Source organism: Glycomyces sp. NPDC049804, from assembly GCF_040674615.1.
Lineage (GTDB): Bacteria > Actinomycetota > Actinomycetes > Mycobacteriales > Micromonosporaceae > Glycomyces > Glycomyces niveus.
Window position 1 is genome coordinate 241,596 of record NZ_JBFAMQ010000008.1, and the last position, 11,440, is coordinate 253,035.

An 11,440-nucleotide genomic window follows, 5' to 3' on the forward strand; every position below is an offset into this window, starting at 1 on the left:
CTGAGTTATGCCGTCACACGGCTGTGGGCAATACTTCATCTCAATGCAATAGTTCGAGGCCATCAGACAGCGGCGTCTGAGCACCGCCCCCGGTCGGGGAGGCCATCAACGACTTGTCTAAGGAGCAGGCAGCATGCCTATCGCAACACCCGAGGAATACAACGAGATGCTCGACCGGGCGAAGGCTGGCTCCTTCGCCTACCCGGCCATCAACGTGACCTCGACCCAGACGCTCAACGCCGCCCTGGCCGCGTTCGCCGAAGCCGAGTCCGACGGCATCGTCCAGGTCTCGACCGGCGGCGCCGAATACCTGTCCGGCCCGACCGTCAAGAACAAGGTCACCGGCTCCGTCGCGCTCGCCGCGGCCGCCCACGAGATCGCCAAGAACTACCCGGTCAAGGTCGCCCTCCACACCGACCACTGCCCGAAGAACAACCTCGACTCGTTCGTGCGCCCCCTCCTCGCCATCAGCGAAGAGCGCGTCGCCCGCGGCGAACTCCCCCTCTTCCAGTCCCACATGTGGGACGGCTCCGCCGTGCCCATGGCCGAGAACCTGGAGATCGCCCAGGAGCTCCTGGCCCGCACCTCCAAGGCCAACATCATCCTCGAGATCGAGATCGGCGTCGTCGGCGGCGAAGAGGACGGCGTCGAAGCCGAGATCAACGAGAAGCTCTACACCACCGTCGAAGACGGCCTCGCCACCGTCGAAGCGCTCGGCGCCGGCGAGAAGGGCCGCTACATGACGGCCCTGACCTTCGGCAACGTCCACGGCGTCTACAAGCCCGGCAACGTGCACCTGCGCCCCGAGATCCTCAAGGAGATCCAGGACGCCGTCGGCGCCAAGGTCGGCAAGGACAAGCCGTTCGACCTCGTCTTCCACGGCGGCTCCGGCTCCACCGCGCAGGAGATCTCCGACGCGGTCGACCACGGCGTCATCAAGATGAACATCGACACCGACGCCCAGTACGCGTTCACGCGCCCCGTCGTCGACCACATGTTCAAGAACTACGACGGCGTGCTCAAGGTCGAGGGCGAGGTCGGCAACAAGAAGGCCTACGACCCGCGCGCCTACGGCAAGCTCGCCGAAGCCGGCATGGCCGCCCGCATCGTCGAAGCCTGCCAGCAGCTCCGCTCCGCCGGCAACAAGATCAAGTAAGCAACCGCCGCAAGGCGAGAGAAGGGCCCGGCCGCGATGCGGCCGGGCCGCTTTCGTTCTATGCCGATGCCGACATCGTTCAGACCGTGACGATCTGGCACCTGGTGCCGGGAACCCTGCCGAACTTCTTGTCCGCAGTGAGCAGCGGGAGGCCCAGCGCTTCCGATAGGGCGATAAAGGCCGCGTCGTACGAAGCCATATTGGACCGCAGTTCCCAGATCCGGGGCAGATACCAGGTGTGCTCGAATCGCTGCAGGTCAAGCTGCTCAAGCGTCGAAATCGCGGCCAGGGCCTTCGATTCGGGGAGCTTCCCGCCCCGAGCCAGACCACGAAGCACCGAAGCTCGAGGTCGAGCGCATGAGGTGCGGCAAGTGCGTGGCCCTCGACCGCGCCGCGGACTCGCTCGGCCAAGTCGTCCTCACCGGTCAGCAATTCGATCATCGCGGAGGTGTCGATGACGATCACGAGCGTTCGGCCCGGCCTTCCTCGATGGCAGCCAGCACATCATCTGCGGTGATACCGGTGCCCCTGGAGATCTCGCGGCCCCTCGCGACGGCCTCTTCGACACTGATCACCTGTGCGGCGCGCTCTATGACGCTGTTGAGGTACGCCTCAAAGGACTGGTGCGACCGGGTCGCACGTTCGCGCAACTTGGCGACCACATCGTCCGGGACATCGTGTATTTCGATCGTTGCCATGCGATCGATGCTAGGCGACGCATCGTCGGATTTCATGTTTCGACACGCGGCGGCAGGCAGGCGGAACAGCCGACACAAGGCACTCCGTCGGCGGACGGATCAGGGCCTGGCCGCACCAGCGGCCAGGCCCTTCCTGCTGCTCGAGTTACTTCTTGAACCAGACCGTCGAACCCGCCGGGAGGGCCCCGTCCACGAGCGGGGCGCTCGCGAGGAGGACCTCGGTGCCGTAGGAGGCGACCGGGACCGCGGCGTCGGAGAAGTTGACGACGCAGACCAGGGCGCCGTTGTCGAACGCGAACGCGTCCTCGCCGGGGTCGGCGAGCCAGGTCAGGCCCGTGACGGCCGCCCGCAACTCCTTGCGGAGATTGATCGCCGCGCGGTAGAACTCGAGCGTCGAACCGGCGACGCCGTCCTCGGCCTCGACCGACAGCTCGGACCAGGCGGCCGGCTGGGGCAGCCAAGAACCGCCCGAGCCGAAGCCGAGCGAGTCGCCCTCGCGCGTCCACGGGAGCGGGACGCGGCAGCCGTCGCGGCCGATCTGCTCGCCGTTCGTGCGGAAGAACGTCGGGTCCTCGCGGACCTCCGCGGGCAGGTCGAGGACCTCGTTCAGGCCCAGCTCCTCGCCCTGGTAGACGTACACGACGCCCGGCAGGGACAAGAGCAGCTGGGTCGCGGCCTTCGCGCGGGCCAGGCCCTCGGCGCCGCCGCCGTAGCGGGTGACGTGGCGCTGCACGTCGTGGTTCGACAGCACCCACGTGCACGGGGCCCCGACGCCGGCGTTGTTCGCGATCTCCGCGTCGATCGCCTTGCGGAAGTCCGCGGCCTTGAACGGCGCCAAGACCAGGTCGAAGTTGAACGCCTGGTGCAGCTCGTCGGGCCGCAGGTAGAGGGCGCGGCGCTCGGCCGAGTCCGTCCACGCCTCCGCCACGAAGATCCGGTCGCCCTCGTACTCCTCGATGATCGGCCGCCACGTGCGGTAGATGTCGTGCACGCCGTCCTGGTCGAAGAACGGCGCGAGCGTCGTCCCGATCATCTCGATCGTCCCGTCCCCGCCCGTGTCGGGCAGGCCCTCGGCCTTCACCATGCCGTGCGCGACGTCGATGCGGAACCCGTCCACGCCCCGGTCGAGCCAGAACCGCAGGATCGACTGGAACTCCGCGTGGACCTCCGGGTTCTCCCAGTTCAGGTCCGGCTGCGTCGAGTCGAACAGGTGCAGGTACCACTGCTTCCCGTCCTCGGTCTTCGTCCACGCCGGGCCGCCGAAGATCGACTGCCAGTTGTTCGGCGGGAAGTCCGGGCGCTCGGGGTCGACGTCGCGGAACCAGTACCGGGCCCGCTCCGGCGAACCCGGGCCCGCCGCCAGAGCCGCCTTGAACCACTCGTGCTCGGAGGAGGTGTGGTTGGGGACGAGGTCGGCGATGAGGCGGATGCCGTGCTCGTGGGCGGTGGCGAGCATCCGGTCGAAGTCGTCGAGGTCGCCGAAGCGCGGCTCGATCGCCCGGTAGTCCGACACGTCGTAACCGGCGTCGTTCTGCGGGGACGCGAAGAACGGGGACAGCCAGATGGCGTCCACACCGAGCCGGGCGAGGTAGGGGATGCGGGAGCGGACGCCCTCGAGGTCGCCCATGCCGTCGCCGTTCGCGTCGGCGAAGGAACGCGGATAGACCTGGTAGATCACCGCGTCGCGCCACCAGTGTCCACCCAACGGTGCCTCACTCATCAGTGCAAGCCTTTCAGTCGTTTGCAGGCGCCGCACCGGTGGAACCGCGTACGACGAGCTCGGGTCGGAACAGGTATTCCGAGGACGGGGTGGGCTGCCCGGCGATCTCGTCGAGCAGGGCCCGGGCGGCGGCGGTCGCGATGTCGCGCACCGGCTGCCGGACGGTCGTGAGCGGGGGGTTGGTGTGCGCGATCAGCGGCGAGTCGTCGTAACCGACCACCGAGAAGTCCTGCGGGACGTTCAGCCCGCGCTCCTCGGCCGCCCGGATCGCGCCCAGCGCCATCATGTCCGAGCCGCAGACGACCGCGGTCGCGCCGCGGTCGATGAGGCGGGACGCGGCGGCGTGGCCGCCCTGCTCCCCGAAGAGGGTGAGCTCGATGAGCTCGGGGCCGACATGCTGCATCGCGGCCCGGTAGCCGGAGATCTTGCGGCGCACCGGCCAGTACCGGTCGGGGCCCGAGACGAGCCCGATGCGCGTGTGGCCCAGCCCGGCGAGGTGCTCGACGGCGATGCGCGCGGCCACGTTGTCGTCGCAGGAGAAGGACGCCGCCTGGACGCCCTCCGGGTGACCGGTAACGAAGGCCACCGGAAGGCGCTTGTCCTTCAGCTCCTGGTAGCGCTCGGTGCTCGCGGTCGTGTCCGCGTGCAGGCCGGAGACGAAGATGATGCCGGCCACGGCCCGCTCGCGCAGCATCTCGACGAACTCGTCCTCGGAGACGCCGCCGGGGGTCTGCGTGCATAGGACCGGGGTGTAGCCCGATCCGGCGAGCACATTGGAGATCGTCTGCGCGTAGAGCGGGAAGATCGGGTTCTCCAGTTCGGGCACGACCAGGCCGATGAGGCCGATGGCGTGCTTGCGCAGCGCCTGGGGGCGTTCGTATCCGAGCACGTCGAGGGCAGTGAGGACGGACTGTCGGGTCTGCTGACCGACCCCGGGTTTGTCGTTGAGGACCCGGGACACCGTTGCCTCACTGACCCCGGCCTGCCGGGCGATGTCAGAGAGTCGAAGCCGCATGATGACAGCGTAGCCTATCTGAAATTTGGCAACAGTTTGGTTGCAAGGGTTTCCTGTTTCTGAAACATCTTGCTAATGTTCGAGGAAGTTCGGGGCGCGAGCCCCCGGTCACCGGCCCCCGCCCCGGGGCCCCTCAACGAGGAGAGAACAGACATGCGCAGAAGGACCCTGGGAATCACCGCCGTCTCCGCCGCCGCCCTCGGCGCGGCAGCGGCCTGCGGTTCCGACGACGGCGACTCGGCTGGCGGCGACACCCCCGAGTTCTCCGGCGAGCTCGTGATCTGGGCCGACGAGACCCGCACCCCGGTCCTCAAGGAGTTCGTCAAGAACTTCGAGCAGGAAGTCGGCGTCAAGGTCACCGTCGAAGAGCACGTGGAGACCCTCCGCGAAGACTTCCTCGCCGCCGCCGAGCAGGGACAGGGACCCGACATTCTCGTGGGCGCCCACGACTGGTCCGGCCAGCTCGCCGCCGACGGCGTCGTCGTGCCCGTCACCCTCAGCGACGAACAGAAGGCATCCCTCAACGAGACCGCCGTCAAGGCGTTCACCGTCGACGGCAACATCTACGGCGTGGCCTACGCGATGGAGAACATCGGCCTCATCCGCAACACCGACCTGGTCCCGGACGCCCCCGTCACCTTCGAGGAGCTCGTCGCGGCCGGCAAGGCCGCCGGCACCCAGGAGGTCCTCACCGTGGAGACCGGCGTCGACGGCAACGCCTACAACGCCTACCCCCTGTTCTCCTCCTTCGGCGGCTACCTCTTCAAGGACGACGGCACCGGCACCCTCGACCCGACCGACGTCGGCGTCGACTCCCCCGGCGGCATCGCGGCGTTCGAGAAGTTCGCCGAGCTCGGCAAAGACGGCGTCCTCAAGACCACCATCGACGCCACCAACACCATCCCGTTCTTCGTCGAAGGCAAGACCGCCCTCCTCATCTCCGGCCCCTGGGCCCTCACCGACGTCCAGTCCGCCGGCCTCAACTACGAGGTCACCGCGATCCCCGGCTTCGAAGGCCAGGGCCCCTGCTCGCCGTTCCTCGGCGTCCAGGGCTTCTACGTCTCCGCGACCGCCGCGAACGCCGTCTTCGCCCAGGAGTTCGTCACCAACTACGTCCTCACCGAGGACCTGCAGCTCAAGCTCGCCGAAGCCGGCGGCCGCCTCCCCGCCCTCACCGCCGCAGCCGAGGCCTTCGCCGCGGACAACGCCGACGTCCAGGGCTTCGCCCTCGCCGGCGAGAACGGCGTCCCCATGCCGAACATCCCCGCGATGAACGCCGTCTGGGAGCCCTTCGGCCGCGCGCAAGCCGACGCGATCGACCAGGCCGCCACCGGAGAAGAGGCCGCAACGACCGCCGCCCAGGCGATCCGCGACGCCGTCGCCTCCTCCTAGCACCGACCGGTAAGCCTCGACGAGCGAAGGAACGCATACGTGCTCGACCAACGTTCCCGGACGGCCGGTTCTGCCACCGCCGCGGGTCTGATCATCAAGATCGCAGTGCTCGCGGTGGTCGCGGCGCTGGCCGTCTGGGCGGCGTCGCCGCTCATCGCCGCCGAGGCCTGGTGGGGCCTGGCACTGGAGGCGGCCGTAGTCACCGTCGTCTTCTACGTCTACCTCCAGCGCCGGGCGATCCAACTCAAATACCTGATCCCCGGCACGATGCTGCTGCTGGCCTTCCAGATCCTGCCGGTGATCATGACCATCGGCACCTCGTTCACCAACTACGGCGACGGGCACCGGGTGGACAAGGAACAGGCCACCGAGGCGATCATCGCCGCCGGCGTCCAGCAGACCCCCGGCGGCACCACCTACCTCGTGGCGATCGGCGAGTCCCCCTCAGGCGAGCTCGCTCTGCTCCTCACGGACCAGCAGGACGGATCCACCTGGGCTGGAACGGAAGCGGGCCTCACCGAACTCGACGACGCCACCGTCGACGGCACCGGACGCGTCACCGCCGCACCCGGCTACACCGTCTGGGACCTCGCCGAACTCAACGAGCGCCAGGCCGAACTGACGGCGCTGGCCGTCCCGACCGGCCCCGAGACCGGCATCAGGCTCCAAGGGCTCTCCGCCTTCGAGGGCCAGTCCACGCGCTCCTACAGCGAAACCTGCGACTGCATCACCGACTCGGTCACCGGCACCGTCTGGACCGCCGACAACGAGACCGGCACCTACCTGACCGAGGACGGCAAAGCCGCGCTCGTCGGCTGGCGCGTCAACATCGGCGCCGACAACTACCTCGACGTGATCTCCGACCCCGACATCCGCGGACCCTTCCTCGGGGTCTTCACCTGGAACATCATGTTCGCGGCCGGATCGGTCCTGTTCACCTTCGCGATCGGCCTCGGCACCGCCATGGCCCTCAACAAGGAGTCCATGCGCGGCACGAAGTTCTACCGGACCTTCATGATCCTGCCGTACGCCATGCCGTCCTTCGCGATGCTCCTGGTCTGGGCGCAGATGTTCAACCGCGACTTCGGACTCGTCAACGACCTGTTCAACCTCGACGTGAACTGGTACGGCGGCACCTGGTCGGCCCGGGCGATGGTCCTCATCGCCAACACCTGGCTGGGCTGGCCGTACATGTTCCTCATCTGCCTCGGCGCGCTCCAAGCGCTGCCGTCGGACTCGCTCGAGGCGGCCAAGATCGACGGCGCGACCGGCGTGACGGCGTTCCGCAAGATCACCCTGCCGCTGCTGCTCATCGCCCTCACCCCGCTGCTCATCTCCTCGTTCGCGTTCAACTTCAACAACTTCAACGCGATCGAGCTGCTCAGCGGCGGCAACCCGTTCATGGCGGGCGACGCGGTCGGCGGCACCGACATCCTCATCACCTACGCGTTCCGGCAGGCCTTCGGCTCCTCCAGCGCCGACTACGGGTTCGCCAGCGCCATCAGCGTGTTCATCTTCCTCATCGTCGCCACCATCTCGGCGTTCATGTTCCGCTTCACCCGCAACCAGGAGGACGTGTACTCATGACGCGGACACTCGAAACCGCCGCCCCGGAGCGGTACGCGGCGCGGGCGCGCAAGCGCAAGCCCCCTTTCGTGCAATGGGCGATGGACACCGGCTGGCGGCACGTGGTCGCGGTCGCGGTCCTGGTGTTCGGGCTCGTCCCGATCGTGTACGTGGTCTCGGCGGCGTTCAACCCCAACGGCACCATGTCCTCGACCAGCCTGCTGCCGACCTCGTTCAGCTTGAACAACTTCCAGAAGCTGTTCACGGACGACAACGTGCCGTTCGGGTCCTGGTTCATGAACTCGCTGATGATCGCGATCCCGGCGGCGTTCATCTCGATCTTCATCTCCTCGCTGGCGGCGTACGCGTTCAGCCGCTTCCGGTTCAAGGGCCGCCGCCCGATGCTCCTGTTCCTCCTGCTGATCCAGATGTTCCCGGCGTTCCTGGCCGTCGTGGCGCTGTATTTGATCTTCGGCAACATCGGCGAGTTCTACCCGGCCGTCGGGTTGAACACCCGGCTCGGCCTGATGCTCGTCTACATGGGCGGTGCGCTGGGGGTCTCGACTTGGCTGATGAAGGGCTTCTTCGACACCATCCCGAAGGAGCTCGACGAGGCGGCCACGATCGACGGCGCGACGCACGCGCAGATCTTCTTCGGCATGATCCTGCCGCTGGCGGCCCCGATCATCGCGATCTCGGGCATCCTCGCATTCGTCGGCACGATGAACGACTTCGTCCTGGCGAGCCTGTTCCTCACCGACCGGCCGGAGATGACGCTCGCGGTCGGGTTGAAGACGCTCACGGCGGACAACTCTCCAGCGTCCTACTTCGGGATCTTCGCTGCGGGCACGCTGCTCACCTCGGTGCTGACGGTGGCGGTGTTCATGAGCCTGCAGCGGTACATCGTGTCCGGTCTGACCGGCGGGGCAGTGAAGGGTTAAGACGCAAGACCGCAAGACCACTGCTCGACACGGAAATCCTGTCCCCCAGGGCAGGTGGCAAAAGGCCCGGATCAGGGGGAGCCTCCCTCCCCTCGATCCGGGCCTTTTGGCGTGGCGTCTAGACGCTTTTGCACGGGGGTGTGTCGCTGACTGGGAAAGGTCGGACGCGTGTGTCAATGTGAAAGAACCGCCCAGTGGGCGGTTTCAGCACAACTGCATACGGACCGGTGGGTCGCCAAACCTGATTGCCGTCTGGAGGCGACCCACCTTCCCAACCAAGGAAGGAAACCCTCCTATGGTCTCTGTCAGCGTACGCCGAAACCCGGGTGAGCCGGTAGGTAGAAACGCGCGGGCCTCGTATCCGCATCCGGAGAACCCGGGCCTGCTCGAGCAGGTCGACGGCTTCTACGACTGGGCGGGCCGCCGCCTGTTCCTGGCCGACGGGTCACCCGATCCGATGACTCCGGGCGCGTACCGGTACCAGACCCGCCCCGACCTGTGCGATCTCACCGCGCACGCCTCCGACCCGGCCTCGCCGCATTACGAGCCGCCGCACCTGCGCCACCGGCCCGGCGACACGTGGATCATCGACCGCGACCGCCCCCAGGACCCCGACGACCCCGGCCCCTTCGGCTCTGACGGTTGGCGACCGGACCCCCGAACCGGCCGCCACCGCCGCGATGAACTCCCCGACCCGATCCCGCCATGGGAGCAGCAACCGACCGCTGCGGAGGTCGAGACCGCACCGGACCCGGAACGCGCACAAGAGGAAACGCCGATCACGCCCGACCGGCCGCCGAGGCGTCCCGGCGAGCGCGGTGGCTCCGACGAGAGCGGTCGCGATCGTTTGCGCACGTCGGACGAGCGTGGCGGGTTCGACCGACCGCCGCCGTTGGGTTCGCGGGGCCGCCCGGTCCCCTCCGAACCCGACGAACCCCAACCGGTCGAGGAGCGTTCGCGCAGGACGCGGTTCTGGCCCGCCGGCGAGGAGGATCTGCAGGCAGGGCGCGGCCGCTTCCGCTCGCCCGGCGACCGGGGCTGGACGAGCGGCGCCTGCGACACCCCGACCGACCACGGCGACAACGGAAACGCCGCGGTCGGCGACGACGACAACTACCGCTTCTCGAAGCTCCGCGAGGACGCATGGGACCGGTTCATGATCAAGTCCGCACCGCTCGAGGCGGCCCACTGGGCCAACCGGCGGTCTCTGGGCAGCCAGCACCGCTGGCCGGTCGCGGCGCTGCTGCGAACTTTCCGATGGGTGGTTGCGATCCTCAAGGGCCGCAGCCGAAGCACTTCGGCATGCCCGGCCGGACCCGTGCTGCCGGGCCAGGCTCGGCCGCGATCGAACGGCCAGACGCCGCAGTGCGGACCGGTCCCGGCCGGTACGCCGCAACCCGGGCCCGTTCCGGCCCTTGCGGCGCAACCCGGGCCCGTTCCGGCCGCGCCGGTGCCTGATGCGACACCGGTGCCTGGTGCTGCGGCTTCGGCTTCGGCTGCGGCTGCGGCTTCGGCTTCGGCTTCGGCTTCGGCTTCGGCTTCGGGCGAGTGCATACCGGACCCGTTCGCGCAGCTCGCCGCCGCCATCAACGGCGCCCGAGGGGGCCGCGCCGCGATCGCCGCCCGGAAGCGGGCCAGTAGCGGCGAGCTCGCCGCTGAGATCCGTTCGGCCGCAACGCACTGGCGCACCGAAGCCCGCCAGGCCCGGTCCAGGCCCTCGCCGATCCCTTATATGGCCCGATGGGAGCGGGCGTTCGATGCGCACCGCGCGTTCGGGGAGGTGGCGGTCGGGTGAACCGGGTCCAGTTCAGGGCCACCGCATGGGTCGACGGCCGACTGCTGCGGTTCGAGCCGGTGCTCAAGCAGCCGCGCTTGCGCGTGATCATCTCCGGAGCCGAACCAGTGACCCTCGGCTCGGTCATCGAGCTCGACACCGCCCGACCAAGCCTGCGAGTCTCAGCCCCACTCCACGTCGAATGGGCCGATGAGCACCACGAAACGATCATCGACCACGCCCAACGCGTCCGGGCCGAGATCACCCGCGAATGCGACGGCTGACCTGCCCGTAGGTCCGTCGCGCCAACCCGTCTGCGGCTGGGGCCGTGATTCGATCTGATGCGATTCGATCACGGTTCCAGCCGCGAAGGCTGAGAGCGACTGATGTCGTCTTGTCTTAGTGGTGCGTCGGCGGCCCTTCGGTCTCGGATGATTTGCACTTCAACCAGTCAGCGACAACGGGGTCCTTTTCCGATTCCGGACGGACTTCGGCGCTCTGGCGGGACCGGGTCGCGGCTCGATCCGGCAGCGACAACCAGGCGAGATCAGGGTTCGGATTGGTCTGCGGCTGACCGGCCCGAATGGGGTAGAGGTTCAAGCTCGCAGCGACAACAGGGTGAGCGCGATGGTGGGCTGATGTGCGGCCTCCCGGTCCATCTCGTTCGGGTTCAATCCGGCAGCGACAACGAGGCCCGATCGCGGTGGGGCGGATGATCGGCTGCCTGGTGGGGCGGTGCCGTGGTTCAACCGGGCAGCGACAAAGGGGGGGCTTGCCCCTTTGGTGTTGACACCGTCCTATGCGGCGAGAGCGAGGCTAGCGTGCCGCTGTTCGTAGTCGATGGGTGAGACATAGCCCAGAGACGAGTGTCTCCGGGTCGTGTTGTAATCGGTGATCCAGGCTTCGACCTGGGATCGGGCCTGGAGGGCGTTGGCGAAGGTCCGGCGTCCTTGCAGGACTTCGCGTTTGAGGGTGGCATTGAACGATTCGGCCAGGGCGTTGTCGGCTGAGGAGCCGACCCGGGCTCGCGATTGCATGATGCCGAGTTCGGTGCAGCACTTCGCGAACTGAGCGGACACGTATTGCGTCCCGCGGTCGGTGTGCATCAGCGCGCCGGCCAGGCCGCCGCGGATGGCCTCGGCGCGGCGCAGCGCCTTTTCGACCAGGTCCGTGCGCAT

General features: G+C 68.1%; 11 protein-coding genes. 6 read left to right on the forward strand and 5 right to left on the reverse strand.

Translation table 11 applies throughout. The features are described from left to right. Nucleotides 1-133 precede the first annotated feature (133 nt). Nucleotides 134-1,156 (forward strand): class II fructose-bisphosphate aldolase, encoded by a 1,023-nt coding sequence (fbaA, locus tag AB0K52_RS15780; RefSeq protein ID WP_363532067.1) that lies wholly within the window; start codon nt 134-136, stop codon nt 1,154-1,156. A gap of 79 nt (nt 1,157-1,235) precedes the next feature. Here fbaA and AB0K52_RS15785 read toward each other — a convergent pair whose 3' ends face one another. The 4 genes from AB0K52_RS15785 to AB0K52_RS15800 form a co-directional block, all read right to left on the reverse strand. Then, nucleotides 1,236-1,493: a type II toxin-antitoxin system VapC family toxin gene (locus tag AB0K52_RS15785; RefSeq protein WP_363532071.1), complete on the reverse strand. Its 258-nt coding sequence runs from the start codon at nt 1,491-1,493 to the stop codon at nt 1,236-1,238. Nucleotides 1,494-1,617: 124 nt separating this feature from the next. Beyond that, nucleotides 1,618-1,854 (reverse strand): hypothetical protein, encoded by a 237-nt coding sequence (locus AB0K52_RS15790; protein WP_363532074.1) that lies wholly within the window; start codon nt 1,852-1,854, stop codon nt 1,618-1,620. Between the two features lie 145 nt (nt 1,855-1,999). Then, nucleotides 2,000-3,574, reverse strand: a complete 1,575-nt coding sequence (locus AB0K52_RS15795) for a glycoside hydrolase family 13 protein (RefSeq protein WP_363532077.1) — start codon at nt 3,572-3,574, stop codon at nt 2,000-2,002. Between the two features lie 13 nt (nt 3,575-3,587). Continuing rightward, a complete protein-coding gene (locus AB0K52_RS15800; protein WP_363532079.1) occupies nt 3,588-4,589 on the reverse strand; it encodes a LacI family DNA-binding transcriptional regulator in 1,002 nt (333 codons plus the stop codon). 153 nt (nt 4,590-4,742) lie between these two features. Here AB0K52_RS15800 and AB0K52_RS15805 point away from each other — a divergent pair, with 153 nt between their 5' ends. The 5 genes from AB0K52_RS15805 to AB0K52_RS15825 all read left to right on the forward strand — a co-directional run bounded on the left by AB0K52_RS15805 (nt 4,743) and on the right by AB0K52_RS15825 (nt 10,546). Then, nucleotides 4,743-5,981: a maltose ABC transporter substrate-binding protein gene (locus AB0K52_RS15805; RefSeq protein WP_363532082.1), complete on the forward strand. Its 1,239-nt coding sequence runs from the start codon at nt 4,743-4,745 to the stop codon at nt 5,979-5,981. 39 nt (nt 5,982-6,020) lie between these two features. Then, nucleotides 6,021-7,568, forward strand: a complete 1,548-nt coding sequence (locus AB0K52_RS15810) for an ABC transporter permease subunit (RefSeq protein ID WP_363532085.1) — start codon at nt 6,021-6,023, stop codon at nt 7,566-7,568. 80 nt (nt 7,569-7,648) lie between these two features. Then, nucleotides 7,649-8,488: a sugar ABC transporter permease gene (locus AB0K52_RS15815; RefSeq protein ID WP_363532111.1), complete on the forward strand. Its 840-nt coding sequence runs from the start codon at nt 7,649-7,651 to the stop codon at nt 8,486-8,488. Nucleotides 8,489-8,783: 295 nt separating this feature from the next. Continuing rightward, a complete protein-coding gene (locus tag AB0K52_RS15820; RefSeq protein ID WP_363532088.1) occupies nt 8,784-10,283 on the forward strand; it encodes a hypothetical protein in 1,500 nt (499 codons plus the stop codon). Then, a complete protein-coding gene (locus AB0K52_RS15825) occupies nt 10,280-10,546 on the forward strand; it encodes a hypothetical protein (protein ID WP_363532089.1) in 267 nt (88 codons plus the stop codon). Before AB0K52_RS15820 ends, AB0K52_RS15825 begins: the two co-directional genes overlap by 4 nt. Nucleotides 10,547-11,059: 513 nt before the next feature. On the opposite strand, the gene AB0K52_RS15830 is transcribed toward AB0K52_RS15825, so the two are convergent. Further along, nucleotides 11,060-11,440 (reverse strand): integrase core domain-containing protein (locus AB0K52_RS15830; RefSeq protein ID WP_363532092.1); only part of this gene is annotated, 381 nt, incomplete at its 5' end.

Excerpts from the sequence above, each read along its gene's own strand:
- AB0K52_RS15790 (WP_363532074.1), bottom strand. The coding sequence starts at position 1,854 with ATGGCAACGATCGAAATACACGATGTCCCGGACGATGTGGTCGCCAAG.
- fbaA (WP_363532067.1), top strand. The coding sequence starts at position 134 with ATGCCTATCGCAACACCCGAGGAATACAACGAGATGCTCGACCGGGCG.
- AB0K52_RS15800 (WP_363532079.1), bottom strand. The coding sequence starts at position 4,589 with ATGCGGCTTCGACTCTCTGACATCGCCCGGCAGGCCGGGGTCAGTGAG.
- AB0K52_RS15815 (WP_363532111.1), top strand. The coding sequence starts at position 7,649 with ATGGACACCGGCTGGCGGCACGTGGTCGCGGTCGCGGTCCTGGTGTTC.
- AB0K52_RS15820 (WP_363532088.1), top strand. The coding sequence starts at position 8,784 with ATGGTCTCTGTCAGCGTACGCCGAAACCCGGGTGAGCCGGTAGGTAGA.
- AB0K52_RS15795 (WP_363532077.1), bottom strand. The coding sequence starts at position 3,574 with ATGAGTGAGGCACCGTTGGGTGGACACTGGTGGCGCGACGCGGTGATC.
- AB0K52_RS15805 (WP_363532082.1), top strand. The coding sequence starts at position 4,743 with ATGCGCAGAAGGACCCTGGGAATCACCGCCGTCTCCGCCGCCGCCCTC.